General features: G+C 62.6%; 27 protein-coding genes. 10 read left to right on the forward strand and 17 right to left on the reverse strand.

Going from position 1 to position 24,743, the window contains the following annotated elements:
* Window positions 1–168 precede the first annotated feature (168 nt).
* On the reverse strand, window positions 169–2,952 hold the full coding sequence (locus tag ACSFBL_RS33750) for a hybrid sensor histidine kinase/response regulator (protein WP_435520176.1): 2,784 nt from the start codon (window positions 2,950–2,952) through the stop codon (window positions 169–171).
* An 865-nt stretch (window positions 2,953–3,817) separates the two neighbouring features.
* Window positions 3,818–4,018: a hypothetical protein gene (locus ACSFBL_RS33755; RefSeq protein WP_435520177.1), complete on the reverse strand. Its 201-nt coding sequence runs from the start codon at window positions 4,016–4,018 to the stop codon at window positions 3,818–3,820.
* Window positions 4,019–4,050: 32 nt separating this feature from the next.
* Between ACSFBL_RS33755 and ACSFBL_RS33760 the strand changes: the two genes are divergently transcribed.
* Window positions 4,051–4,212: a hypothetical protein gene (locus ACSFBL_RS33760; RefSeq protein WP_435520178.1), complete on the forward strand. Its 162-nt coding sequence runs from the start codon at window positions 4,051–4,053 to the stop codon at window positions 4,210–4,212.
* Between the two features lie 156 nt (window positions 4,213–4,368).
* Here the strand turns inward: ACSFBL_RS33760 and ACSFBL_RS33765 are convergent, their stop codons facing one another.
* The 9 genes from ACSFBL_RS33765 to ACSFBL_RS33805 form a co-directional block, all read right to left on the reverse strand.
* Window positions 4,369–4,662 (reverse strand): hypothetical protein, encoded by a 294-nt coding sequence (locus tag ACSFBL_RS33765; RefSeq protein WP_435520179.1) that lies wholly within the window; start codon window positions 4,660–4,662, stop codon window positions 4,369–4,371.
* Window positions 4,663–4,758: 96 nt separating this feature from the next.
* Window positions 4,759–5,157, reverse strand: coding sequence for an Hsp20/alpha crystallin family protein (locus ACSFBL_RS33770; protein ID WP_435520180.1), 399 nt, complete (start codon window positions 5,155–5,157; stop codon window positions 4,759–4,761).
* A 14-nt stretch (window positions 5,158–5,171) separates the two neighbouring features.
* Window positions 5,172–5,615 (reverse strand): Hsp20/alpha crystallin family protein, encoded by a 444-nt coding sequence (locus tag ACSFBL_RS33775; protein ID WP_435520204.1) that lies wholly within the window; start codon window positions 5,613–5,615, stop codon window positions 5,172–5,174.
* A 162-nt stretch (window positions 5,616–5,777) separates the two neighbouring features.
* Complete coding sequence (locus tag ACSFBL_RS33780) at window positions 5,778–6,272, reverse strand: hypothetical protein (protein WP_435520181.1); 495 nt, start codon at window positions 6,270–6,272, stop codon at window positions 5,778–5,780.
* 38 nt (window positions 6,273–6,310) lie between these two features.
* Window positions 6,311–6,682, reverse strand: a complete 372-nt coding sequence (locus ACSFBL_RS33785) for a response regulator (RefSeq protein ID WP_435520182.1) — start codon at window positions 6,680–6,682, stop codon at window positions 6,311–6,313.
* A gap of 127 nt (window positions 6,683–6,809) precedes the next feature.
* Window positions 6,810–7,133, reverse strand: coding sequence for a hypothetical protein (locus tag ACSFBL_RS33790; RefSeq protein WP_435520183.1), 324 nt, complete (start codon window positions 7,131–7,133; stop codon window positions 6,810–6,812).
* A gap of 294 nt (window positions 7,134–7,427) precedes the next feature.
* Window positions 7,428–7,886 (reverse strand): hypothetical protein, encoded by a 459-nt coding sequence (locus tag ACSFBL_RS33795; protein ID WP_435520184.1) that lies wholly within the window; start codon window positions 7,884–7,886, stop codon window positions 7,428–7,430.
* A 363-nt stretch (window positions 7,887–8,249) separates the two neighbouring features.
* On the reverse strand, window positions 8,250–8,549 hold the full coding sequence (locus ACSFBL_RS33800; RefSeq protein ID WP_435520185.1) for a hypothetical protein: 300 nt from the start codon (window positions 8,547–8,549) through the stop codon (window positions 8,250–8,252).
* A complete protein-coding gene (locus tag ACSFBL_RS33805) occupies window positions 8,494–9,453 on the reverse strand; it encodes an NB-ARC domain-containing protein (protein WP_435520186.1) in 960 nt (319 codons plus the stop codon). Before ACSFBL_RS33805 ends, ACSFBL_RS33800 begins: the two co-directional genes overlap by 56 nt.
* A gap of 76 nt (window positions 9,454–9,529) precedes the next feature.
* On the opposite strand from ACSFBL_RS33805, the gene ACSFBL_RS33810 reads away from it, so the two are divergent.
* A complete protein-coding gene (locus ACSFBL_RS33810) occupies window positions 9,530–10,207 on the forward strand; it encodes a hypothetical protein (protein ID WP_435520187.1) in 678 nt (225 codons plus the stop codon).
* Window positions 10,153–10,821, forward strand: coding sequence for a hypothetical protein (locus ACSFBL_RS33815; RefSeq protein WP_435520188.1), 669 nt, complete (start codon window positions 10,153–10,155; stop codon window positions 10,819–10,821). Before ACSFBL_RS33810 ends, ACSFBL_RS33815 begins: the two co-directional genes overlap by 55 nt.
* Window positions 10,822–11,022: 201 nt before the next feature.
* On the opposite strand, the gene ACSFBL_RS33820 is transcribed toward ACSFBL_RS33815, so the two are convergent.
* From ACSFBL_RS33820 to ACSFBL_RS33835, 4 genes are all read right to left on the reverse strand, one after another.
* Window positions 11,023–11,265, reverse strand: coding sequence for a hypothetical protein (locus ACSFBL_RS33820; RefSeq protein ID WP_435520189.1), 243 nt, complete (start codon window positions 11,263–11,265; stop codon window positions 11,023–11,025).
* A 455-nt stretch (window positions 11,266–11,720) separates the two neighbouring features.
* Complete coding sequence (locus tag ACSFBL_RS33825; protein ID WP_435520190.1) at window positions 11,721–12,203, reverse strand: ImmA/IrrE family metallo-endopeptidase; 483 nt, start codon at window positions 12,201–12,203, stop codon at window positions 11,721–11,723.
* Window positions 12,193–12,612, reverse strand: a complete 420-nt coding sequence (locus ACSFBL_RS33830; protein ID WP_435520191.1) for a hypothetical protein — start codon at window positions 12,610–12,612, stop codon at window positions 12,193–12,195. Before ACSFBL_RS33830 ends, ACSFBL_RS33825 begins: the two co-directional genes overlap by 11 nt.
* A 57-nt stretch (window positions 12,613–12,669) precedes the next feature.
* Window positions 12,670–14,049 (reverse strand): replication initiation protein, encoded by a 1,380-nt coding sequence (locus ACSFBL_RS33835; RefSeq protein ID WP_435520192.1) that lies wholly within the window; start codon window positions 14,047–14,049, stop codon window positions 12,670–12,672.
* A gap of 617 nt (window positions 14,050–14,666) precedes the next feature.
* On the opposite strand from ACSFBL_RS33835, the gene ACSFBL_RS33840 reads away from it, so the two are divergent.
* Both ACSFBL_RS33840 and ACSFBL_RS33845 read left to right on the forward strand, forming a co-directional pair.
* A complete protein-coding gene (locus ACSFBL_RS33840) occupies window positions 14,667–15,863 on the forward strand; it encodes a ParA family protein (protein WP_435520193.1) in 1,197 nt (398 codons plus the stop codon).
* A 1-nt stretch (window position 15,864) separates the two neighbouring features.
* Window positions 15,865–16,914, forward strand: coding sequence for a ParB/RepB/Spo0J family partition protein (locus ACSFBL_RS33845; protein ID WP_435520194.1), 1,050 nt, complete (start codon window positions 15,865–15,867; stop codon window positions 16,912–16,914).
* A gap of 179 nt (window positions 16,915–17,093) precedes the next feature.
* Here the strand turns inward: ACSFBL_RS33845 and ACSFBL_RS33850 are convergent, their stop codons facing one another.
* Window positions 17,094–17,744, reverse strand: a complete 651-nt coding sequence (locus tag ACSFBL_RS33850) for a hypothetical protein (RefSeq protein ID WP_435520195.1) — start codon at window positions 17,742–17,744, stop codon at window positions 17,094–17,096.
* A 552-nt stretch (window positions 17,745–18,296) separates the two neighbouring features.
* On the opposite strand from ACSFBL_RS33850, the gene ACSFBL_RS33855 reads away from it, so the two are divergent.
* From ACSFBL_RS33855 to ACSFBL_RS33875, 5 genes are all read left to right on the forward strand, one after another.
* The gene (locus tag ACSFBL_RS33855) at window positions 18,297–18,488 is read left to right on the forward strand and encodes a hypothetical protein (RefSeq protein WP_435520196.1); all 192 of its coding nucleotides are present in this window, start codon (window positions 18,297–18,299) and stop codon (window positions 18,486–18,488) included.
* A gap of 10 nt (window positions 18,489–18,498) precedes the next feature.
* The gene (locus ACSFBL_RS33860; RefSeq protein ID WP_435520197.1) at window positions 18,499–19,017 is read left to right on the forward strand and encodes a type II toxin-antitoxin system YafO family toxin; all 519 of its coding nucleotides are present in this window, start codon (window positions 18,499–18,501) and stop codon (window positions 19,015–19,017) included.
* Between the two features lie 273 nt (window positions 19,018–19,290).
* A complete protein-coding gene (locus tag ACSFBL_RS33865) occupies window positions 19,291–19,515 on the forward strand; it encodes a hypothetical protein (RefSeq protein ID WP_435520198.1) in 225 nt (74 codons plus the stop codon).
* Between the two features lie 1,762 nt (window positions 19,516–21,277).
* On the forward strand, window positions 21,278–23,527 hold the full coding sequence (locus tag ACSFBL_RS33870; protein WP_435520199.1) for a hypothetical protein: 2,250 nt from the start codon (window positions 21,278–21,280) through the stop codon (window positions 23,525–23,527).
* Between the two features lie 426 nt (window positions 23,528–23,953).
* Entirely contained in the window at window positions 23,954–24,313 is a 360-nt protein-coding gene (locus ACSFBL_RS33875; protein WP_435520200.1) for a DUF2726 domain-containing protein, read from the forward strand.
* A gap of 78 nt (window positions 24,314–24,391) precedes the next feature.
* Here ACSFBL_RS33875 and ACSFBL_RS33880 read toward each other — a convergent pair.
* Window positions 24,392–24,743: hypothetical protein (locus ACSFBL_RS33880; protein WP_435520201.1), on the reverse strand; the 352-nt coding region annotated here is incomplete at its 5' end.

Raw genomic sequence — 24,743 nt, forward strand, 5'->3', positions numbered from 1 at the left:
TGTCGCCGCGCGGGAAGTCAGCGCTTGTTGGTTTCGGGAAAGTTGGAGTGCGCTCACCGGACGCTCTCATCCCTCGCGCACGGCCATCTGCTGCGCCCAATGGAGAGCTGCGCTTTGATCTAGACCTTTTCCAATGACGGCCGCGGGTCCGATATCTTCCCCGGCACGTCACGCCCGAGCGCGCACAACGTGGTTGAGTGCAACACGCAGTGCTTCGATTTGTGCAGGCTTTGCCATGTGCAGGTCAAAGCCGGCGGCCAGCGCCCGGATGCGATCTGACTCCTGGCCATAGCCTGTGAGCGCTATGAGCAGCATCCCTTCCGTCTTCGGGCGAGCCCGAAGCGCCTGCGCCAACTCGTAGCCGTTCATGCCCGGCAGGCCAATGTCGAGAATGGCCGCCTCGGGCTCATAGGTCTCCAGCAACGCCAGCGCCTCTGGGGCGTTCCCCGCGGTCCTGACCTCGTGCCCCTCAAGCTGCAGCATGAGCGCCAGGACCTCCGCCGCGTCCGCGTTGTCATCCACAACCAGCAGTCGCCCTGGTGGTCGCACGGGTGCGTCGGCCGAAACCCGCCCTGCATCACCTTCACCCAAGCCCTCCCGCGCCATCGCAGGCAGCGTCAGTTCAAAGACGCTTCCCAGCCCCGGCCCTCCACTTGCTGCGCGAATGTGGCCACCGTGCAGTTCGACCAGGCTTCGCGCGATGGCCAGTCCGAGCCCAAGGCCGCCACTGTCACGCTGGAGCGGCTGCTCGCCCTGAACGAAGCGATCGAAGATGCGAGGCAGCAGAGCGGCCGGTATTCCGATGCCCTCGTCGGCCACCGTCAAGCACACATCGGTCCGCGTGCGCTGCCACTGAATCCGAATGGGCTTGTCCTTGGCTGTGAACTTGGCGGCGTTGTTCAACAGGTTGCAAACGATCTGCGTCAGCCTTGTCGAGTCGCCGCGCACAAGGATCGGACTGTTGGGGGCAACGACCAGCGGCAGGCTGGCGCGTGTCTCCAGGAGAGGCATCGTGAGTTCCAACGCCCTGGTGACGATTTCTTGCACGTCGACCGTTTCCGCATTCAGCTTGACCTTTCCAGAGGTGATACGCGAGATGTCCAGGAGATCATCGACCATGCGGGCGAGGTGCTTCACCTGTCTGCCGATGATCTGCCGCTCTCGAGGGAAGACCGTGTCGTCCCTGCGCTTCATCAGTTCGAGCGCAGTGACCATCGGAGCGAGAGGATTGCGAAGTTCGTGTCCCAGCATCGCAAGGAACTCGTCCTTGGTACGGTTGGCAACTTCGGCGAGCTCCAGCGCCGCCTTGCATTCGCTGTACAGGCGGCCGTTGTCCAGCGCGAGAGCCGCTCGCTGCGCCAGTTCGCCGATCAGCGCTCCGTCTTCAGCCGTGAAGCGGCGACCCGATTCCGTGTGCAGTGCGGCCATCGCGCCGATCGTGCGGCCCCGAGCAACCAACGGGATCACGCAGACCGCGCGCATTCCGACCGTGCGGGCGAAGGCTCGAAATGTCGGATCGACAATGTCGTCGTGTTCGGTCGAATCGAAATTGCGCAAATAGGTCTGGCCCGAAGCCATAACCCATGGAAAGGAACCAGGCGTGGTCGCCGAGACCTTTCCTGTGCTTACAAGCTGAGCGATGGCCTCTGCACGAGCGGGATCGGCGTGCTTGGTCATCTTCCGCTGCAGTTGGCCGTCGCCATCCAGCAGATCAATGCGACAGATATCTGCAATGTCTGGCACGACCACCGCTGCCATCGCGCCAAGGATCGCATCTTCCTCGAGCGATCGCGAGAGCAGCGCGCTGGCGCTTACGAGCCGCTGCAGGCGCTGTTGCGCCTCCTCTGCGATGCTTCGTGCTGCTTGCTCGGCGACAAGCAGTCGTTCGCGTTCTGCTTCAGCCGCGGAGCGCAGTTCCGCCGCCTCAACCAACGCGTCCGACGCCGCCTCGATTTCGACGAAACCCGCCTTGATCGGCGAGAAAGGGCCGCCCTTGCCGAACGTCGCGGCGTTGTCGCGAAGCTGGGCAACCGGCTGCACGATGCTGCGGGAGACCCGCCAGGCAGCCATGCCTCCAAGGCACAGAGATAGGAACAGCCCCCCGCCGAACGCGATCGCGGAGCGCCACATCGCGGTCTCAGCCACCGCCGTGGGAGCTCCAAGGGCCAAGGTCCAGCCGGCCAAGGGAATTCGGACCACAGCGGTATGCACCTTGTCGCCCTCCAAGGTCAACGTGGTGCCCACGACCTCGTTGCGACCGGACCCCTGTGCCAGCAAGGCCTGCAGCGAGGCACTGGGAGCCGAGCCCAGGTTCTTTGCCGGATCTCGCGACCGTGCGATGCGGCGGTTGTTGGAGTCGAAAACCGACGTTACCCATCCCTGCGGCACACGCTGTCGATCCAACACTCGGCCGATCGCGCCTGGATCGACAATGGCGGCGAGAACGTATACAAGCTCGTCCTGGCGAAACACCGGGACTCGAACCGTAAAGCCCCAGTTCCCGTTGGGACCCTGCACCAGGGGGCCGACAGCAGCTGCACGGTTGCGCACCACCTCCGCGACTGACGATGGCTCCATGACGGTCCAGTTCGCCGCTGCGAACGGGCTTTCGGTTTCGAAGACAACCTCCCCCGACGGCCTGGCGAGCACAATCCCACGCCATTCCGGTCGGGACACCCGAAACGCCTTGGCCAACGCATAGGCGCTCGGGTTCTCGCCAGCGTCGGCGTCGGCGAGCTGCTCTACCAATGCAAGCGCTTGCAGGGCGGAGACCGTTTGCTTGAGCTCGGAATCCACCGAAGCAACCAAGGCCCGGGCGAGGCTCAAGGTCGACTGCTCAATCTGCGCGCGCTGCTGACCCAAAAGCGTCAACAGTGCAAAGCCGAGGACCAAAGCCAACGGAAGAATGGCGAGGGACGTCAGTAGCAGCAGTCGACGTTGCAGAGTGACCATCGGAAGCCTTTGATGTTGTAGCTCAAAACGGCGGCGCCCCGTTTCGTCGGCGCAACCACAGCGCCCGATTCCACTTTGGGCTCACCGCATACCTGGCAAAAGCTTGGGTTCCTCGTTGGAATGTCGAATCCGTCAGGGCGTCAAGTACGCCGGAGCCAGCTTCCGATCGGGATGCATCGGCCTGCACACGTGGTCAACACACACGTGAGGATGACTCCACGCCGGATTCGCCCCCGGCGGCCCCGCTGCCGGGTCCGCACGAATCATCGCTGACGCGAGCGCCAAGACGCGCGCAGCCCGTCGTCATCGACAACGGTGGCTTGCGGCACGATCGCCGCGGCGCATCCGCGGATTCACGCCGTGGTGATCATGCATCAAGGCCCTGCTACAGAAAGCAGGCTGTCCCCCAGTGAAAGGCAATAAGCTAGCTGCTTCGAAAGCCGTCGAACTTAACGCGGCGGTTTCGGCGTGCGTACCGCGTCGAAAATCGCATACAGCAGTGGTGCGCCAATGATCCAGATGGGTAGCAAGGCTCTCATGACAGGCTCCTTTGATTGCATTCGGAGGATCCACCCCCTTGTCGAGCGTTCCCTGTGAGATTGCGCAATCAATATGCGTCAGACCAAAACGCTTGAAAGCGGGTGGTGACGCCCGCTGCGCCACTGCGGCACGCGACCACCTGCAAAGCCTGTCAATCCCGCGCCTGCGGGGCCTGCCACGAAAATGGCCAGGCGGCGGTATGGGCAGCCTAGCGAACAGCATAACCATGGTCCTGGCAAACGCCAACGGCGAGGACCGCGAATCGCCTCACCCTGAATCGCTGCCCGCTCACCCATGAGCTGGAGCGATCCCCCGCATACCGGCATCAGTGCGATGGATGGTCAACACCTCGGCGCGGCGGCGCAAGGAGGAGCGAAGAAATCCGCTGGATACGGCGCACCGTGTCGCGAGAGACCAAGTATGCCTGAATCTCCTTTTCGCTCATGACGCGCTGGCTGGCGCTTACGCTCATCGTCTTGCGGCTGGGACCTGCTTTTGCAAAGGAAGATTCAAATCTTGAAGACATGATCAACTCCTTTCTCTGATGGTGCCATGGGTGTGAGGCGAAAGATCTTCGAAAGCGCGCTCGGCTTCGACACCATGGTCAATGACGGTGCACAACACTTCATCAAGTACCGGAACATCGCCGTCGATCAGCCGCGCTCTGGCAGCAAGGACCACTGCCTGGTGCACAGCCGGTGGCGACGCCTGTCCGGCTAAATAGCCTGCGACCAGCGCTTCAGCTGCTTTGCTCGACAGAACAATGGTTCCCTCCTTCTCACCCAAGCGCGACAGATCGCTGGTTCATTCAGCGTGGGCCACAAGCCCGGAGGACGGGACTGTGGCCTTCGCTCGTGATGCAAGAGGTGGTCGCGTCTAACCGGCGCCGAGACCACGCTTGATGGCTTCACGCGCGCGTTGTGCGGCCCGCGGCAACCAGAAGTCAACGCCTCGGACCCGTTGATTTTCTGGGTAGTGAAATCGCAAGAGCTCGTCGCGCCCTTTGTCCGTCACCGCAAGGACCCTGGCGCCGCCCTCAGCGGGCTCGTCCACCAATGCCAGCACCAAGCCGGCCTGCCGAAGGATCCTGATGGCATCAATATCCTTCGCAGCGTTGAACGACTTGGGAAGTGGCGTGGCTGCGATCTGCCTCAAGAATTCAACTGACATGACATCTCCTTTCAAACGTCAGCGCGCGAGAGAATATCGCTCAATCTGCTGCGTTTCAAGTCGGCGCAACCGACAAGTTTCTGTCGGTTGCTGGACTCAGCCGTCCACCTGGATGCGCCTCGGCTGCGCATGCTCAGCCTTGGGTATCCGCAGGGACAGCACGCCCCGCACAAGCTTTGCCGTCACCTTGGAAGGATCGAGTTCCTTGCTCAGCTTGAACGTTCGGCGAAAGCGTCCCAGTGCCACCTCGGTATGGGTGGATTGAAGGCCCTCGGGCACCGGGATGTCGAGCTCGGCTTCGAGGGTGAGCGTGTCGGATTCGGTTTGGATCTGCAATTTCTCCTTCGACACGCCTGGCAGGTCGGCGTAGAGCGTGATGCCTGAGCTGTCTTCCACCACGTCGACGGCCGGCGTGAGCGCCGCGGGGCCGTACGAAGGGGAGTCCTTTTTCGTCGAGCTCAAAGCGCCGGGGGTGCGGGTTTCAAGGTCGTTCATGATGTTGGCTCCTTTCACTGAATGTCGATGCGTCGCGGCTGGCTCGACGCCCGGCGTTGGATGGTGATGCGCAGGACGCCGTCTCGGTAGGTGGCGCTCAGCGCGTCCGGGTCGGCGTCGTCCGAAAGGGCAATGACCCGGCGAAATGGGCCGTCGAAGCGCTCGCTGATATGGACAGTCGCGCTTCCCTCGCTGTTTCCGTCGTCCGGGCGCAAAGGCTCACGACTGCCGGCAATGGTCAGGATGCCTCGGTCGAGGGTGACCTCCAACGCATCCGGGTCCAGGCCTGGAGCGAAAGCGTAGATCTCCAAAGTCTGGGGCGTCCCTCCGACGTTCAGGGCGGGGAAGCCGCGGTTGAGTCCGCGAATGCTGGGCGACGGATCCAGGGCCTGCTGCATGTCGCGCTGCAGGCGATCCATCTCGGCGAACAGGTCGCGCGGGAAAAGCGATCGATACATGGCGAGTACCTCCATTCAGGTTGAACAGAGCGCCGGAGGCGTCTCCGGCGCTTCCGATCAGCGAGTTAGGAGCAGCCTATGGTCTTTTCAAGAGCCCGAAATGCGGATTTTTTAACCGCTCTGAGGTGCCCTCGTGGATCCGCGCCTGGCCAGGGGCGTTGGTCAGCTTGCGGCTTGATCGACGTCGGGCCCAGAGTCTTCCCGGTCGTCCAGAGCAAAGACTCGATCCCGAGGCGCATAGATCACCGAGCTCAGAAGGCCGGTCAGCACCAGGCCGGCCAGCATGCGGGCAACCTCCGGATCGTCGTAGTCGCACAGGGGCACCAGCTGGCCCGAGTCCAGCGACAGCTTTCCCGTGAGTCCAAGATAGACGCGTGCCAGGACCACAGGCTCACCCTCGTACCGAGCCGTAAACTCGAACTCCTCAAGCGTAGGCCGGCCCTCCACAGCCACTGCCCCCCACCGGACGATGTAGGGCGTATCCAGGCACTGCCCTGTGAACTTGTCCGCAGCGGGCGAGATTGACTGGACATGGCCGCGGCACAGGGGTGCAACGTTCGCACCGCCAAGGTGCCTGAGAAACCGACTCGTCAGCGCATCGAGTTCGGCAAAAGCTTTCATGACAGGCTCAGTCTTCAGTTCGAGATCGGTGGTCATACAAAAATCTCCGAACAAGGGTTAAAGCCGGCGCTCGGCTATGCGCCGTAGGACATGCAGAGATCGAAAAACGCCTCAAGTTCCGTGGACTTGTCGAAAACGCCGTCTGCTCCGAGGTCCATACACCTTCGACGAATCTCAGCCGTTGGATAGTTGGTCAGGACGAGCATGTGCTGAAGCGGTGATCGGTCCCGCGCGGCCCGCAGAACACTCATTCCGGAGCCTTCCTTCAAGAAAAGGTCCACCACCGCCAACTCCCATTCTTTGGCATGTCGATCGAGTGCCTCGATGGCCTCTGCACTGGTCGTGGCGACCGCGATCACCCGCGCGTTGGCCAACTCCGCCAACGTCGGAATCAGGTTTTCGCGAATTGTCTCGCTGTCCTCGATGAGGATGGTGTTGAGCGGCATCGGGGTACGCCAGTGGCGCTCAGTTAAACATTACCCGGTCGGGCCTGATAGCGCTCGTGATTAGCGCAGATCACGCCCCCGCCCGCTTGTAGGTCAACCGCCTGTCCGAATTACCGATGCACTCTTATCAAACGCGCGGCGTCGCTGGCGTCGGGGAACTCCCAGCCGAACGTCCGCCGCTGCCTTGGGCTGCTTGCTCAAGGGACTCATTCACCTCATCAAGCAGTTCTGCTGACTTGGTCAGCCGCTTCTCCAATTCAACAGCTTGCTCAACCGCGCGTTCCACCACGTCAGTGATGGCGTCTTGGGAGATCTCTTCCTTGAGGACCGTATGCACGACCAGAAGATCGTCAGCCACTTTTCTGACCTCTTCAGTGGCATCCTTGTTCTTGTCCAGCGCCTCCACGATCGTGGAAGTGGATGCGCTTTCAGGCTGGGTGGTCTCGCTCATTTTTCGCTCCTCGCTAAGGTTAAAAACGGCCTGCGGCGGCCCAGCGGACTTCGAACGGCAGTATCTCGCGCCATGGTAAAGCCTCCTTCGCGCGGCATGGCAAAGTGGGCGAATTTCGCGAGCCTTGCTCACCCCGCATTTTCGCCTGGCACGCATCAAGGCGTTCGTCCAACAGCTGCCGTTCGCACTAAGTTGCTCGCGGCCATCAACGAGGGAGCCTGAGAGGCGGGCAATGCGCTGGCGCGGACGCATGGAAGCTCACCCTATCCGTCGGCAGGTTCGGCATGCCAGAAGTCACGAGTCGCGAGAAACATGGGCTTCACGAAGACGCAACAGCAGTCCTGCGGTACCGCCGCCGGCGTGTTCGCTCGTTTCGCAGAATCGACCAGACAAAGCGGCACGATGCCGGACGTACCCTGCTCGTTCACCTTCATCTGCCACGTTGGTACGAAGCGGATGCCGGTAGTCCCCAGGATATCGTTGGCTCGAGCAATGGCTTTCGCCACCAGAGCCTGGTCCAGCGTCGACTACGCCCGCGTCGAACGGCTGATGAGCCGTCAGCGCGGCCCGACATGGCAACTCATCGAAGACGTGCACGGTGATCGACTCGTCGAAGTCGAGCAGACGATTCGCGTGCACATCGTCCCCGTCGATGTCGCAGCCAGTTTGCACGTCGACCCGGACACGAGCGTTGTCGATGGGCGTCGAACCTACCGGACGACCTCCGACAAGGTCGGCCGAAGTGTCGGTCAAGCTGCATCCGGCGGACCAGTTCCGGTTCAGCATGAAGCTGAGGCGCGCGTCGCCGCGGCCGCCGATTCAGCCCTCCGGCCAGCATCGCGGCTCCTTGGCAATGCGCTGACGAACCGACGAGCCGCATCCTCTAGGTGGTTACTCGAGAACGCAATACCGACCGCCAAGGACGCCGAAGCGCTTGGGCCGTTCAGATGGCAGGCGGAATCGCAACGTGTTGCTCGAACACCTCTTGGGCGCTCGCAGGCTCGAGGCTCGGCTGAACACCGCGTGTGTCGGCCGCGAAAACGGCCCCACGCCGATCTGCCTTCGGCCAGTTTCACAATAACTTCGGGCCCTTTGGGGCGGCGGGCCCTCATGCCGTCAGATGCCCTTGAGAACTTCGGCCCGTTGGGGATGCTGTTGCAGGACCCCGTCGAGGTCGGCGATCAACTCCCGCATGGCAGGATCGATCTCGAGTCGCGGGGTACTCCACAAAGCGTGCAAGTGCAGATCGAAGATCCGACGGGCCTGGTTCTCCTCGCCTTGCCGCAGCAGCGCTGTGAACAGGTTGATAGCAAATCGAAGCCCAATCGGATCCGACGGATCCGCTTCCTGCGCCCAGCCCTCAGTCGCCTGCTCCAACAACAGCCGGGCAGCATCGAGGCGGTCGAGATTCAGCAACGCCTTGCACGCCGAACGCCGTTCGCAGCAACTCGTCAGGAATAGGCTCGACCGGTGCGCACATCGCCGCCAGCCCCAGCAGACGCTTCGCATCCGGCAACAAGTCGCTGACACTCAAACTGAACGCCGCAACAACGCTGCGCGCCCGCTCGCCCAGTTCGGGTCGCAGCAGTTCTGCGATCACTTCGAGCCGCTCCACCAGGCCGACATGCAGGAGCCGCTGCAGCATGGCCGCATGCCCTTCACCCTGACGAAGATGCTCCCCCAACAGGACGAGCGCCAGCGTATGGCCTCCCACCCGGCGCACGAGCGACAGGGCATTTTCCCGCTCCGACTCCTGGATGGCCCGATAGCGTGCCAGCAGTGCAAGGGCTTCTGCCTCCTCCAGCACGTCGAGGCATTCTTCCGTGAAGCCCGCCGCGATCCGGCTGTCCCGTGTGGTGACAATGGTCCGCCCCCCTGGCGTCGGCGCGCGCAGCCATTGGAAGATCCGGTCGCGCCCATCCAGCGGCGACATGGGCGGAACGTTGTCGACGATCCAAAGGTACGGACCTGGTGCAGTGGCGAGCCAGCGACTCACAGACTCGCGTGCGGCAACGGCCGAAAGCGGCTTGCCGTCTGTATCGTGCAGCAAGGCGCGCTGCAGACTTGGTTCGTGCGCGAACAGGGCGTGGAGCGCGCGAGACCCTGCCTCGGCGGCGGCTGTCTCATCCACGGGCGAAGGTGGATGAAAGCCCGCGAGGTTGAGCCAAAACACGCCGCCCGGGTAAGCCAAGGCGAAGGTATTGACATAGGCAGCCGCGACTTCGGTCTTGCCGACGCCCGCCATTCCGTGCAACTGCAATGCCGGATCCAGGCTGCTCGCCTCGAGGCGCGGCGGGAAGAGCTGCGAGTGGATCCTCACGCCCGCCTCCGTCCGATCGGCGAGGTGCGCGTGGGAAGTCCAGCGCGCGAAGGCGCTCTCTAAAAGAATCATCCCGGTGGTCGGCATTCCGGTGGAGGAGGCGCTTGTTCCGGCCGAGCTTCTTCGCCTCAACTTCATCCAATTTACCGCAGACCGCTCGTTCGCGCGTTCCCTGGGCGAACTGGCGGACGCGCTGCGTCTGGATATCGAGTGGATCCGTGAGCACACGCGTCTGGCCGAACTTGCCGAACGGTGGAACCATCGGGAACGTCCCGAGGCGCTGCTTCTTCGTGGCGAGGAGCTGACCTTGGCGCAGGCCTGGATGATCGAATGGAAGCCCGGGGCACCATCGCTGACGGACGCGCACCGCGAGTTCGTTTCGGCGAGCGTCGACTCACAGGAACGCAGGGCTAGCGAGGAACACCAAAGAAACGAAGCGATGGCCCAGGCGAACGACGCGCGGGCCCTGGCACTGGCCAACAAGGAAGAAGCACTGGTCTTGCTGCGGCGACGCACGCTCCAGGGCGCATCGGTAGCGTTCGCGTTGGCTTTGGGTCTTGGCGGCATGTTGTGGTGGTCAAACGTGCTGCGCGTGCGTGCGAGGGAAGCAGAAAAGCAATCGATCGGGGAGCGCATCCGTGTCGAGTCACTGCGCGCGGGCAGATCGTCGCGTACGCCGCCTTGCCTGGACAGCCTGCGATGGACGGCGGCAACGCGCTTTCGCCTTACACATCAGCGCTGCTGCATGAACTGAAATCCGAGCAATCGTCACTTTGGGCCGCGGTGTCTCAAGCCTCCACTCGCGTGGTGGAGGCAACGCAGGGTCGGCAACGACCGTTCATCTCCTCAGACATGAATGGCGACCTCTATTTGCGCCGGCGGTCGCCCACCAGAAAGCTGCGTGCCATGGTCGTGGGTGTCGGCAAGCTCGGGGCGGTCGGTATTGGCGATATCCGCGGTGTGTACCTGGACATCGAAGCATGGAAGGAATTCCTCACCGAATGCGGGTTCCAAGTCACCTTGTTGGCGGACCCCACGAAGGCCGAGTTCATGGCTGCACTCCAGCAGGCGCAGCAACTTGCTTCTGCACCTCAGCGAGCGCCCATCCGCCCAGTGGGCCTTCTTCTCGAGGGTCAAGGGGACCGAGGCGATCACGAGCCCGCGAAAGATGCGCTGGTGGCCATCATCTATTCTGGATTTGGATTCAGACAAAAGTCAGAGAGGTTCCTTGCCGTCGGTGACACGGTCTTGAGCGCAGCCAAAGACGCGATCAATGTCGATTCGGCCGTGTCAGTGGAAGAGGTCGAACGCGCCTTGCGCAGGAGCGTGGCGGCGTCATTGCTGATCCTCGACACAAACTTCATATAGAGCCCGCAGTTCGTACCTCAGCGCCGCGTCGCGAACACGGCGAGGACCGCGCCCTGCTCCGCCGCTACCCGCGCGGATGGACCAACGACCTTGCCAGCATGCAATTCTTGCCGCGGATCGGGTTGGATCCGCAGGCACGCAGACACCTACTCCTCCCCCCTGCCCTGCCCTGTGCGCACCGGCCACGGAATGCCGTCTCTCCTACTTGCCCGATGGCTCCATGGCGTCGAATAACTGCCGGTCGACTTTCCAGTCGGGACCGTACGTGGCATCCGCATAGGCGTAGATGACGGCCGAACCGAGGAGGCCGTGGAGAACGTCGCCCTGGGCGGCTCTCCGGCTGATGACCGCGTTCAGGACGCCCTTGCGGGCCAAGTCTTGAAGGGCCCGATTGACCCAGTGATCGAGCTTGGCCGGGTCGAGCGCGGCGACTTCCTTCTTCATCGCTTCGATCTGCTCGCGCAGCTAGTCCGAACTGCCAAGGGCATTGACCTGCAGGACGTAACCGCGACGGCAGGGCCGCGGTGTCTTAAGCCTCCACCCGCGTCGCGGAGGCAACGCATCGTCGACAAGACCGTTCAGACAGAAGTCGGCGAGGTTCCTTGCCGTCGGTGACACGGTCAAAGGCACAGGGAAAGACGCCATCAACGTCGATTCGGCCGTGTCGGCAGAAGAGATCGAACGGGCATCGCGCAAGAGCGTGACTGCGTCAGTGCTGATCCTCGACACGAACTTCGTGTAAGCCGCGCAGCGAGTGCTCTTCGAGCCGCGCCATGGTAGTTGTCAGGGATCTGGTCTGCGCTCGCATCACGCCGCTATTTCGCGTGCCGCGGAACCGACTTCCGAATCGTTTAGGTACGAGATCCAACTCACCCACGCTCTGGATTCTCGTGACGCGGCTATCTTGGACCGTACAGCGGCTTCGGGTTCGCACCCCTTTCGCGCGCTTCTTCAAAAGCATCCAGAAGCAGCTGCGTTTCTGCCGAGCGCTGGATCAGGTTGTTAGTGCGCAGGATGCGCAAGGCCATATTGGGGTGCGTGTAGCCATCGTCGAAAAATACGCTGGGCTTGCCCACGGAAAAGGAGCCGAATTCGTCGAGCGTGCGAAAGGCCTGCATGTTCCAACTCAGCTTCGTGAGTTCGTTGACCACGAAGTTGGCCGCGATCGAGGAGCTGGTGGCCGGCGTGGTGTTCGCGCGCTGTCGCAGCAGACGAGCGGCGAACTCGTCGGCCTGCCGCTCGGCGGCCTTCGCCTTGCTGGGGTCGACGTTTAGCTGCGACATTTCGCCATCCTTGAAGGCGCCGGCTGAGGTGCCATCGTGAATGTGTCCTGCTTCGTGAAGCAACACGAAGGTCAGGAAGTAGTCGCGATCAATCGTCATACGCGCGGTGCCTGTCGAGTTGAAGGTCGCCCACGCTGCGAGAAACCTGGCAATAGCAGCCCTGCGGTACCGCCGCTGGCGTGGTCGCTTGTTTCTCGGCATCGACCAGATACAACGGCACGACGCCGGCAGCGCCGTGCTCGCTCGCCTTCATCTGCCATGTTGGCACGAAGCGAATGCCCGTCGCCCCAGGATATCGTTGGCTCGAGCAGTGGCAGCTCCCAAATCCGTGTACGCAATTGATCTCTGCAGTGCCGTCGCTTTCATTGACGTCGGCCGGTCTGTCAACGATCGGCTCCGAGACGGCGAACGCCTGCAGGTAGGGCAATTGGCGAGCGCGCAGCCGACATTTTTTGGTCGCTACGTTGGCCGTGCGAGCAGCCGCCGGTAGCAGCGATGATGGCGTCAAGGCGACCTCGATTGACACCGGCGCTGCCCTGCCTGGCTGCCGTGAGCGCGCCCGCAGCTACTTGGTCGAGGGCTCAATAGCGTCGAACAACTGCCGGTCGACTTTCCAGTCGGGACCGTACGTGGCATCCGCGTAGGCGTAGATGACGGCCGAACCAAGGAGGCCGTGGAGAACGTCGCCCTGCGCAGCGCGCCGGCTGATGACCGCGTTCAGGACGCCCTTGCGGGCCAAGTCTTGAAGGGCCCGATTAACCCAATGGTCTAGCTTGGCCGGGTCGAGCGCCGCGACTTCCTTCTTCATCGCTTCGATCTGCTCACGCAGCCAGTCCGAACCACCCAAGCCGGGTGACTTGGGGGATGTGACCGCGGCGGCATCGGGCGGCACCACCACCACGGGCGGCGCTGTGATGCTCGGGATTGCCGCCTCTTCCTTGGACGCTCCGGGCTCCGTCTCATTGCGAAGCAGTGAGCGCAAGTAGGAAAACGGATTGTCCACGGCGCGCAAGGACTTGCTGGCCGCACGCCTCTCGAGATTGGCGATTTGCTCGCGCACCCTGTCGTCGCCAAATTCCTTGATCAGGCCTTCTAGCTTGATCTCCCGGATCCCAAGGGTTTCACCGCGCAGCACTAGGTTGGCGTCCACCGGCTGCTGCGATGCCGCCAGCCGGGGCGCCGGAGTTTGACGCTTCTTCCGGACCGCAAACTGCACCTCGTGGATCACCCTGCCCTGCTTGTGCTCGATGAGTTCAATCTCAAGGTCCGTATCGGCATTGATCTCGGCGACGGCTTCCTTGACGCGTTCATTTTTGAACTTGCGCCATTCGCGCCGTTCGGGTCCAGGACCGTTGCTGAGCGCGTCCACCCACCAAGCCACGGGCTTTCGGCTAGTGACACCGCTCGGATTGTCCCGGTAGCGAATACAGATCTCATACAGCGCCACCGCTGTGTAGGAGCCGAGCTTGCCCAATACTTCCAAGTCAATGGTCGCCCATCGTTGCGGCTCGCGCAGCGCAGACATGATGGTCGGAGGATATGACCAGCTGACCCAGTTCTCGCCGCGGCGCACTTCCAGCGCGACTTCGGAGAGCATCGAGAATCCGCGCCACTTGACGCCGTCGCCCGGAGCCGTCGACTCCCAGTCGACTTCCAGACTGCGCATTTCGAGCAAATAGCGTTTCGCCGCCGTGCGCTCACTGCCGCTCGACCCAGTCGTGCGGAGAATGGCGGCCAAGGGCGCCTCGAACAGGAAGTCGGCGGCCGGCATCGCAGGCATCCCGACCAAGCGTGTTTGAGAGATCTGCAGCAGCGCCGTATAGATGCGACGACCCGTCAACGTCACACGCGCCGAGCGCGGCATCATGACGATCATCTCATGGGGCTTGCGCAGCTCGAGCGCCTCGTCGGCGCCAGGGCCGGCGGGATTCTGCTGGCTGGTCATAAGCATCGATCGTATGTCCAACTCAAGTTGGACACAAGAGATGCGCACCGGTCGGAAGCCAAGCCAGCCGTTCGCAGCGCCACCAACCTTTGGATGGCGATCAAAACCTGGACATTTGCGGAGACAGCGTCGGTCGCCGATGTCTCAGCAGACGATCAAAACCCGGACAGTTTGAGAGATCAAGGCCACGTGGAGGCCCTCGGGACCCGATTAGAACCCGGACATTTGGCAATCCATTGCGGATCCTTGCCGTTTCGTCCGCTTTTTTGCCCTGTGGACAACCGTCGAAACGCTTTCAAGCGAAGGCTGGACGCCTGCCGACGGCCCTGCGGACGCTTCCGATCAAAGTCTGGACAGAAACGATTAAAAGCTGGACATCGAGGGTCGAGATTTTCTCCTAAGTGGTTGATATAAAAGGAGAAATCAAGTTATCCACAGGTGATAAATCTCTTAGAGGTATTCAATATTCTTTAATCTCAGAGCGGGCTAAAGGGTCCTAAAAACCGGGGGAGAGCCTCTGCGCGCGGGGTTGCACTCTGCGCAGGAGGAACGATTCTTCGATTTTTCGGATGTGATGGGCATAATCGCATGACATTCAAATTTCTAAGGCAGATCTCGTGGACATCAAGCAAACCATCCGTCGACAGAACTTAGAGGACATCGAGCACCAGGCTCATAAAGTGGCAGGGATGATGGATCGCATCCGTGCGGCGATGCTTGCCCCGACGGCCGCCAAGTCTGCGCCCACGCTCAAGGCTGTACAACTGGCCGAGTTGTGCGGCGTCGACAAGTCCAAGATTTCCTACCGTCTTACCCGAGGAGACCTGCCAAGCGGCGAGATCCTCGGCAACAGCCGTGAGTGGTCAATGGCCGATGCCCAGGTGTGGGCTCGCGAATTGCGTGCCGACCATCTTCGGCCTGAAGGCGCGGCAGCCATCACCATCACCGTCGCCAACTTCAAGGGCGGCGTCGCAAAAACAACTTCCGCAGTAACCCTGGCCCAGGGGCTCGCCATGCGCGGCCACAAGGTTCTCCTGCTGGACCTTGATGCGCAAGGGTCGGCGACTACGCTCTTTGGTGTCCTTCCGGATGCTGAGGTGGACACGGAGCACACCGCCCTCCCCCTATTCAGCGGCGACGAGGACAACCTTCAGTATGCGATTCGACCGACCTATTGGCCCGGCATCGACCTCGTCTGTGCGGCCCCCCTCCTCTACGGCGCCGAGTTCCACCTTCCTGCCCGCCAGGCCAAGGACCCGGGTTTCGAGTTCTGGCGCGTCCTGGACCGCGGCCTCGATCTCACGCGCGAGCAGTACGACGTGATCGTGATAGATACCCCTCCTTCGCTCAGCTACGTGACGATCAACGCGTTGATGGCCGCCGACGGCGTCATCATGCCCCTCCCCCCTTCGGCCCTCGATTTCGCTAGTTCGGCGCAGTTCTGGGACCTCTTCTCCGATCTGTGCAACCAGCTGGTCCGCAGCCAGGGCAAGGACAAGAGCTTCGAATTCATCGACGTGCTTCTGTCCCGTGTCGAGGCATCGGACACCGCCAGTTCGGTCGTTCGGCAATGGGTCCTCGAAGGCTATGGCGACAAGGTGTTACCGATCGAGATTCCCAAGACCGCAGTAGCGGCCACCGCGAGCGCCGAGTTCGGAACCGTCTACGACTTGCCGCGCGGTTCGGTGAATTCGAAGACGTTCTCGCGAGCACGGGTCGCCTACGACCGGATGTGCGAGTTGATCGAGCAGCAGATCGAGGCGGTCTGGGCCCGTCAAGTCGACGAGCGGCAAACACTGGTAGCGGGGGTTTGACATGGGTCTCAAGGACAAGGCTTCCAAGATCAACTTTGCATCGTTGATGCCCGTTTCGCCACCGAACCCGGATGCGGCGAAACCCAAGACGGCGCCCGGCGCGATGATGGCCCTGGCAAACGACCAACGGTCCGAACTGCTGCGGGAGAACGAACAGCTGCGTGGTCGGGCCGACAAGGCTTCCGAGCTCGAAGGCCGATTGAACGATGCAATGGCAGAACTGCGGACCTGGGATGGCGTCAAGGCCACGCGGCTGCTTGACCCCCACCTGGTCCGGCGCAGCGAATACGCGAACCGCCACGAGTCCAGCTTCCAGAGTGCCGAGTTCGAAGATCTCAAACGCGAGATCAAGGAGGCAGGCGGCAACATCCAGCCCATCAAGGTGAGGGCGATCGCGTCGCCCGGCGAGGGGCCGGAGTACGAAATCGTGTTCGGTCATCGCCGACATGAGGCGTGTCTGCAGCTCGGGCTCCCGGTCTTGGTCTTCGTCGACAACCTAGACGACCGTGCGTTGTTCGAAGAGATGGAGCGGGAGAACCGGCAGCGCGCCGACCTTTCGGCCTGGGAACAGGGTGTCATGTACGCCCGCGCCCTCGACAGGGGCTTGTATCCCTCCCTTCGCCAGTTAGCGGCCGCCGTGGGGGTCGATCACGCCAACATCTCGAAGGCCCTGGTGTTCGCGCGTTTGCCGCCGGTGGTCCTGCAGGCGTTCGCTTCACCGCTCGACTTGCAGTTCCGCTGGGCCGCAGCTTTCACAGCCGTGCAGTCGAAGGATCCTGCTGGTCTGGAGGCAAGGGCCAAGAAAGTGGCCGCCGAACGTGGAGCAATGTCCCCGAAGGCGATCTTTGCGTTTCTGACGTCGGCAAGCGGCGAGGCGCCCGCGACTCATCAACACGACGTGTCGGTGCAAGAGTTCGAGCTGAAGGGCGTGAAGTTCGCGACCTTGAAGATGGACAGGGGAGGGCGGGCCACGATCCAGATTCACACTGCGCTCGACCAGTCCCGCCGAAAACGATTGGCTGAACTCTTGGAGGAGTTCATGCGGAGCTAGTGACGCGGTTGCAGAAATGGAAAAGGGCATCCGATGGATGCCTTTTTTTTGGAGCCGTGGTGTACCGTACACCACGCGGCACGTGGCGACGAGCCAGGCGCGGTGCAAGGGTGGTGTACGGTACACCACCACCGGATGCCAACCGAAGGCGACCCCGACAGAAGTGAAACGCGTCGGCCCTACAACGCAGGACGATTGCCGCCCTGCGACGCCAATATCTCGCTGAGCATCGACTTTACGACGCCCATATCTCGATCTCGACGTGCCTCGACCAGCGGGTCCGCGCCGCTTCCAGAACGCCCAGCGCCCGCGGCGATAGCCTCCTGCGCACGTGCGACCGCATCGTCCAGCTTGGTAATCAGGTTGTTTCGCATCGCCGAGAACTGCGCGACCTCTCGCTTCACCTCGACCATGTCTTGGCGCAAGGCGGCGATCTGTTCCAGTACCTGTGCCATCAGTGTCTTCGTTTCCACGTCCGTTCCTGCTTCGGGCACGGGGGAGGGGGAGGGGGGTACTCCGACCAAATGCGTGAGCCGTGACTCGAGACGATCGGCTGCCCGGGCCACCGCAAGGTCCAGCGCGGCATGCGTACCGCTGTCGGTCAGGTGCGGCCAGAGCTCGTAGACCCGATTCATCGCTGCTTGAGTGTGCAGGCTGAGACCTGGCCGTCCGACGCGCCGCGCACGGGTCACCTCGCCCGCCCGTGACGCGGCCGAGGCAGCTGCGGTCGCATCCTCAGCAACAATGCAAGCACTGAACTCGCCCGAGGCGCTCCATTTCTTTAACGACGACTCGGTTGGCGCCTCGTGTCCGTGGATCAAGGTCAGCATCCTCGCCAACTCGGCCAGGGAACAACGTGGGGGCCAATAGTCGGGACCCGCCGAGGGCCCAGGTGCGAAGCGAGGGCTTGCGTCGGCTTCATGTGCCACGGGCGGTTGACTCGGCCGGAGGTCGTGCATCGCTATCTTTGGTTACGTGGTAACCGAATTATGGGGTGATTTAGGTGGTTTTCCTCGAAACAGCTTTCACAAACGCGCGATTCCGTGAAACAATTTCTTCCCGAGGGCAAAAAATGGATCTAACTCATTGTCACGAAACAAGAAAATCTGCGATCTGAGAAAGTCGTGAAACATCTCTCCCTCTGCGAGGGCAATGCTTGGCGGCCCGCGCAGGCGGACTAGAGGTTTCGTCCGTCCGTACAGTGTTGACGCCAAGTTCTCCTGAAAAAGCGACTTGTTGCTCAGAAGTCCATCCACGAGCGCGTTCCGGGGAGCGCCATCCGGTAGTTGACTACCGGACCGAAGGCTGCCGTCTGTCACGGTCCCGAGGGGTCTTCAGCAAGCGGTGTTGCGGTCGGCGCCAGACTCAGGTACCTTTAGCATGTGCTAAACAGATTCCGCCATCAAACCGTACCCGGACGTCGCCAGCAGCGCGCGCCGGCGCCGCTGCTTGAGCGCGACGAGCGCTCGGACGAGATGATGCGGCGCATCACTGCGAGCAAGCGCTTCTCGTTCGAAGGAGCGCGAGACGCCGTCGCCGAGGCGACCGAGAAGGCGAAGACCACCGCCGAATGAACCTCCGTTCGTGTTCTCGGTTGCAGCCCGCCTCGCGCGGGCTTTTCTTCGTCCGTTGATGGCGACCCTTAAAACGCCTTTGCCGCCGCACGTCCAGTTGTCGGATCTGCTGTTCGACGCGCTCGAATCTGAGGGCATCGATCCGGATTGGTTCGCGGACCTGTTTGCCGATTGGAAAGCACTCGGCCCTGCGGGCGAATACTCGAGCTTCTATTTCGGCAAAGATGGTGCTTATGTCGAGCCCAGGAGGGGAGGGCGCATGGTGCTACGTCACGCCCACCTCCCGCCGGGCGATCCGGCCGAGCTGGCTCTGTGGTCGCGGTTGCATCGTCGGCGTCGGCGGCGAACCAGCGACGCCTGCGTCATCTATGCCCACGACGCGCGCTTCGGCTATTTGCTTCTCTACATCGCGCGTGAGCCCACCGGCCATGCAATTTCAGACATGCGCGTGCCCGCCTCGGCACGTTTCATGAACCAGTTGGCCGACGCCGCGGAAGCCTTCATCCACGACGGGTCAGTCGTTCTTTGATGAGGCGTCAATTGATGGGCGGATGAGTCGGGGACCACGTCGCACCAAGGTAATTGCGCAAGCACCTCTTGCACAAACGCTTCGTCAGCCCGCGGTTTGGCAAGGCGCTCATCCACGGGCTACGGCCCTACTCTCGTTCACGGCCCGCAAGAGCTGCTGGTGGTGGCCGCTGCGCCCAACGCCTGAATCGGTTCCCGTGGGGAGGCATTTTCCGCGAGGGAAGAAACAGGCGTGTGAGCGCCTACTTCAATCGGATGTTATGCCAGTAGGTCAGTGATCGCCTTGGAGAACCCGGACGCCGCTCGGCGGGCGGTTGGCGGCATCCGATTGTGGAGCAGCAGCCGGGCATTGGCCACCCATCGTCGACATGAGCATGAGCACAGGGAATGGCTGATCGACTTCGGCGCCGGCGGCAACGTGGCGAAGTACCGATTGGATGTCGACGCGGCGGTCATTTTGGCCGTGCGTCATCAGTGGAACGTCGGATACGAACAATGACCAGGAGTGGCCGCGAGGCTGCGACGTCTTCCGTGAGTTGGCCTGCAGGACGTTCGAACCGTTGGGTCGAGCTGGTGAGCGCTGGAAGGTCGCGGTAGAAGCAGACGCATCGAAGAGGCGCGTGACGCGTGGGCCGGGACTGTCGCAGGGCGCAGGCATGGCGTTCTGATTGGTGGGCGGGTCGGCGCGTTACACGGCCGTCCTGGGTGGCGACATGCTGCACGCGCGGCAGGCGGCCTCCGACCCGGGAGATGCCCAAATCCACTCACAATCCCTTCCTCCATCGCTTCGAGTGCGCCCAGGCTCCGCTTCCCAGCCTCGGCGCAACACCGGCTGCGCAGCGCGGCATCGCTGCGAGCCAGCCTCGCCGCGAGCGCCCGCCGGCGCGGGAGCTGATAACATCCACCCACAATCCCTTCGTGGTGTCATTCGGTTGACTCTCGCTTAGGGCGAAAAGACCACCTTCGGGTGGTCTTTTCACGTCTGGCGATTCCGTTGAGAACCACGATCTACATCGACGGCGACAACCTGTGCTACTCGCGCCTGCGGGGGTAGTCTTTCAAGTGTCTGGACCTGGTCGGAGCAAGACGGCGCGCTGTTGGAACACACACCGCCGGGCGCGCGATCACGGCCCAGCACGGGGCGGCACGCGTAAGGGCCAATGATGATGGCATACCCGCTCCCCCAAGCCGCGGGTCCACTGGCCGTTGCGACCACGCAGCACCCGATGGCGCGCGTCCCATTCCCGACCCCCGGCGACTTTGCCTTGATCACAGACCTCTGGGAATCGTGGGGTGGCTCTGGCAACCGGGGGGAGGGGGACATCAGCGTCGCGTCCTGGTTTCGGCGGTCGCGCGTGCGCCACCAGCAGGTCGTCCCCCTGATGTTGGAGTCGGGCGTCTTCTGGGTTCAGCACACTGCTTGGCGCCGCACGTCCCCGGGTCCGGCGGCACATCCTCGATGAGGAACTGGAGGGTGCCCAACTTCGCGATGTGGTTCAGACCTCCCCAAAGCCATCAGGACGGCTGCGCATGGGTAGCGCCGCTCAAGTCACGCCGAATCTCGCGCCGGCAGTCGAAGCTCAGATCTCCTGTTGCCGAAGAACTGTGCCCCGGTGTGAAGACGCTCACGAAAACCTGGCCGGAAGCTTTCCAGCATGGCGCGGCTTTGGGGCAAGATAATGGCGAAGCTGTCACAGGTCGGGCTTGTAGTCGAAAGGCCCTTCATGCGCATCGCGTGCGCAGGGCCGGCGTTTGCATCACCGTAAGCATGCAGCCGTCGAACTGTTTTTGCGCCTTGTTTGAGCGCGTCCGGTTGTCTCCTCCACCCCCATTGGTGGATTTAATCCCCGGGATTCTGGTCCTGGGGATCTTCTTTTCCGACCGGCGGACGGCGATCAAGGAGCAGCGGTTGCAACCTCCCTCAACTCGCCGCGAAGGCGTCATGATATGTCGATGCGCAGCGCTCGCCAGAATGACCTGGATCTCGGACCCCCGCCGCCGCGAGCGGCGCGGAAGCGATCCAAGCCGTCTCGCAATTCAGCGTCCTCGCGTCGACGTCTGATGTTGCTCGACTATGAGACGTGGCTGAAGGTAACCAACAAAGTCGCCGAGCCTGCGGCCTATGCGGACTCGACGTCGAAAGAGGTCTGATGGGCTCGCTGAGCTGAGCCAGCGTCTGCCCAGGGAATTGGGTGCAAACGGGCTGAAGAATGGCAACTGCGTCTGGAGGCTTTGCACCCTCGTTTGGAACAAGGACAGCAATGCGAACATCGGAGCGACGCACCACGCCCGATCGCGACATGACCAATCTGTATTCCTCGTTCTTCGAGGCCATCGAGCCAACCGCCGCGGCTGCGCTGACCAATGCGGCGTTGACCGCGGCGAACGCTTATCTGGATGGAAAGCCAAGCGGCGCGAAGGTGAAGATCAACCGCGCGAGACGCGATGCCGAATTCTGGTCATGCCCGATCTGGGCCATGGTCCCGATCGATTGCTGGCGCTCCGGCGTCATGACGCTTGCGCTGGCGCGCTACTTCGCTCAAGAGGACACAAGCAATCCGGATCTGCTGGAACGGCTCGCTGCCGGCTGCCCCGCAGTTCTTGACAAGGCGGTGCGGAACTCCGGAATCGTTCTGAGCGCCGCGCCCTTGCGGCGCGCCGAACTCGAATGGCTCGGCCGGCGGCATCTCCAGGTCGCCGAGTTGTGCCGAACGCTCTACATCTTCAGCCAGGCTCATGCCGACCGCCTGAATGTGCTCGCCGCCCATCGAGCCGCATTCGAGCAGACGACGCCCTTCGAATTGCTGGTCCTTGCGAGCCTCTACGCCTTCGAGCACCTGGTGCCGCGAGGCATGGCCTCGCCGCACCGCGCGGAGGGCGTCCAATCCGATGATCAAGAGGCCTGGCGGGCGATCAATGATGTCTTCCTGTGGAAACTCGAGCGCGCTGAGCCGAAGGACTTCGCGCTGGGCGACGACGCGATCGCCTCCGTCCTCGTGCAACACGTCGCCCCGGTGTTGCGAAGCGAACCGGGCCATGCTGATTCCGGCACTTCCTTGCATCGGCGGTTCCAGGCACTGCTCGCGGCGCAGATCGAACTCAACGCGTTCGTTTCGCAATCGGCGGACGCCTTCAGCTACAACGATGGGATCCGCTTCGTGCCGAAGGGCACCTCCCTTGAAATTGTCGAAGTCGACGCGTCGTTGCGAGCGGCCTGGCAGCGTGATGGACGCAAGCTCGCCCGCCTGCACGAGTACTGGTTCTACCGGGGCCTCGCCGACTTCATGCAGTCGGGGAGGGCCACCGAGACCATCGGTCGTCCGGAGAATCACGAAGCCAACCGCCTGGCCTACGTTCGTGCCATGCGCACGCGCCTGCAGTTGAGCGAGGTCTATGGCGTTGCCGATACCGTGACGACCGATGGCGGCGAGAGGGTCGATGTGTTTCAGGCCTCACTGTCCATGGAGCTGATGGCGGCGTTCTACCAGCGGGATTTTCTGGAAGCCTTCATGGGGCACCTGCGCACCGTCGGCGACTGGCGCATGGCCTTGCGCAAGCTCTGCGAAGGCGGCGTCCTTTCAGGAATGCAGAATCGCCTGCCGCTCACCTGGTCGGACCGCGCCGCCAAGATATCGAACATCGTGGGTTGGACCGTCACCGCAGCGGCGCCGCAGGGCGATCCGGCCGGGGCCGCGGCGATTCTCGACTTCTGGAGCAGCGACTGGTCCGCGTTGTCCGCGCAAATGAAGGCCGGCTCCTCCGGCCTGCGGCCCGAATTGCTGGAACGGCCCGTCCTGAAATTCGGCGAGGTGCTCGTGCAGTTGCCCTGGCATGCCGGACTTCAGAACAACAGCACCGCGATCATCAACAACCTTCGTCGCCTCGGCCAACGCCGGGGCGAGGCCCGTGAGGAAACGCAGCGCATCGAGACCGGCCTCGCGCGAGCGCTGGAGGCCCGTGGCTTCGTCGTCGTAGCAAACTGGCTGCCCGATCGTGCGCTGCACGGCGATGCCGGCGAGATCGATCTTGTCTGTGCGCTCGAAGATGTCGTGCTGGTCGTCGAAGTGAAATCGACCTTTATCCGAAAGTCGCACAAGGAGGCGTTCCAGCACGCGACGAGCACCCTGCGTCACGCGGGCCGCCAGGTGCTGCGCAAGGCGCAGGCCGTCGCGCGAGATCTTCGAGACAACGGCGCGCTTCGAACGACGCTGCGGCTCGACACGGGCCCCGCAGAGCCGGCGTTGACGCGGTGGATCGTCGATACGTCCATCGAGTGTGACCATCAACGCTTCTCGGGCGTCCTGAAGGTCTCGCTCGAAGAAGTCCTCATTGCCCTGCGCGACGACGCGGCGCTGCTGAGAGATCCTGGCAATCTCTTTCTTGCAGATCCGACGCGAGCGCCAGGCGAAGAAGACCCGGAGGTCGAGGCGGGCACGCTGTACCCCCATGGTTTCTCGGCGCGACGCTTCATCGAAGTCGTCGAGCAAGGCGACGTCTGGCAAGACGTTTGAACCGGAGCCCGGTGACCTGTCACCGCGGCTCCATCGCGAGCGCGAGACGGCGGACGCGGCTCTCCGCGCACGCAAACCCAATTCCATTCGCGACGTCTGTTGAGGCCGGGGTGGGCTTGCCTGTAGGCCTGACGCTAGCTCGCCGTCCTTGCGTTCATCGTGGAAGCTGCCGGGCTCGTCGCGATGTGCAGGCCTTAACGGTTCGACCTCCCGTGCGTCTGAGATTTGACGCCCATGCGAGCACCCATCGCATACTCCGCCGTGCGACAACACAAATGGAGCGAGGATGAAGGGATCTGGATCTTTGTTGATCATGATGGCGCTGGGCTTCTTGGCCTTGCTGGTGATCGCCAGGCTCTTGCCGCGTGGTGGAGGCTCCAAGGAAATCCCTAGCGCTACATGCCACTCACGCGAAACGAACAGGCAATGTTCTTTCGGCTGCAACATGCCCTGCCGAATCTCATCGTGTTGTCGCAGGTCTCATTTGGCGCCTTGCTATCTGCCAGGTCGACGCCAGTGCGCAACACCTTCGACCGCAAGCGCGCAGACTTCGTGATTTGCGAAAAGTCGTTCAAGGTCCTCGCGATCGTCGAGCTGGACGACAGCAGCCACGACGGCAAGAAGGCCCGGGATGAGAGGCGCGATGCGCAGCTCAAGACCGCCGGGTATCGAGTACTGCGGTATCGGGGCATCCCCGACATCGACCGAGTGCAAGCTGATTTTGCGCCGCCTGCGCCGTCCCCCACTCCGGACCAAGAGGGGAGGGTGAGGATCGACCCAACGTGAACTCAACCGGTGGGTGCTCGAGATCGCCGCGCGATGCTCGATGGCAGTCGGTCAAAGCGCCCACAGGCGTGGGACAGGTCACGCGGCACTCAGAGGTTCCGCCTTTGCTCGGTGGAAACGAGCTGCTGCCCGATTTTTTCGTCCACCATCGCAGCGGCGCTGGGGTTGTTCTGCTCGATATCGTCGTCGTCGAAAAGCCTGTCCCGGTCCCCGATCGATCGCCAAGGGGAACCATTCAATCCTCACGCGCCGCCCTCGACGCTCATGCACAACCACTGCCTGCGCGCGCGATTCCGGCAGCAGCGGCGAAGAGTGGACGGCGACACTCTTCTTGTCCGGTTGAACGACAACCATGATGGCCGGTGGTGAGGAGTCGGAGGCGGCGTAGCCGCCGTAGACGACGAGCCACCGGCGGCGCCGGATTGGGCGG

Origin of the sequence: Variovorax glacialis, assembly GCF_051216375.1 — a bacterium.
GTDB lineage: Bacteria > Pseudomonadota > Gammaproteobacteria > Burkholderiales > Burkholderiaceae_C > Variovorax.

Coding starts and splice junctions, on each gene's coding strand:
- ACSFBL_RS33750 (WP_435520176.1), bottom strand. CDS start 2,952: ATGGTCACTCTGCAACGTCGACTGCTGCTACTGACGTCCCTCGCCATT.
- ACSFBL_RS33755 (WP_435520177.1), bottom strand. CDS start 4,018: ATGTCTTCAAGATTTGAATCTTCCTTTGCAAAAGCAGGTCCCAGCCGC.
- ACSFBL_RS33765 (WP_435520179.1), bottom strand. CDS start 4,662: ATGTCAGTTGAATTCTTGAGGCAGATCGCAGCCACGCCACTTCCCAAG.
- ACSFBL_RS33770 (WP_435520180.1), bottom strand. CDS start 5,157: ATGAACGACCTTGAAACCCGCACCCCCGGCGCTTTGAGCTCGACGAAA.
- ACSFBL_RS33775 (WP_435520204.1), bottom strand. CDS start 5,615: ATGTATCGATCGCTTTTCCCGCGCGACCTGTTCGCCGAGATGGATCGC.
- ACSFBL_RS33780 (WP_435520181.1), bottom strand. CDS start 6,272: ATGACCACCGATCTCGAACTGAAGACTGAGCCTGTCATGAAAGCTTTT.
- ACSFBL_RS33785 (WP_435520182.1), bottom strand. CDS start 6,682: ATGCCGCTCAACACCATCCTCATCGAGGACAGCGAGACAATTCGCGAA.
- ACSFBL_RS33790 (WP_435520183.1), bottom strand. CDS start 7,133: ATGAGCGAGACCACCCAGCCTGAAAGCGCATCCACTTCCACGATCGTG.
- ACSFBL_RS33815 (WP_435520188.1), top strand. CDS start 10,153: ATGGACGGCGGCAACGCGCTTTCGCCTTACACATCAGCGCTGCTGCAT.
- ACSFBL_RS33820 (WP_435520189.1), bottom strand. CDS start 11,265: ATGAAGAAGGAAGTCGCCGCGCTCGACCCGGCCAAGCTCGATCACTGG.
- ACSFBL_RS33825 (WP_435520190.1), bottom strand. CDS start 12,203: ATGACGATTGATCGCGACTACTTCCTGACCTTCGTGTTGCTTCACGAA.
- ACSFBL_RS33835 (WP_435520192.1), bottom strand. CDS start 14,049: ATGACCAGCCAGCAGAATCCCGCCGGCCCTGGCGCCGACGAGGCGCTC.
- ACSFBL_RS33845 (WP_435520194.1), top strand. CDS start 15,865: ATGGGTCTCAAGGACAAGGCTTCCAAGATCAACTTTGCATCGTTGATG.
- ACSFBL_RS33850 (WP_435520195.1), bottom strand. CDS start 17,744: ATGCTGACCTTGATCCACGGACACGAGGCGCCAACCGAGTCGTCGTTA.
- ACSFBL_RS33870 (WP_435520199.1), top strand. CDS start 21,278: ATGCGAACATCGGAGCGACGCACCACGCCCGATCGCGACATGACCAAT.
- ACSFBL_RS33875 (WP_435520200.1), top strand. CDS start 23,954: ATGTTCTTTCGGCTGCAACATGCCCTGCCGAATCTCATCGTGTTGTCG.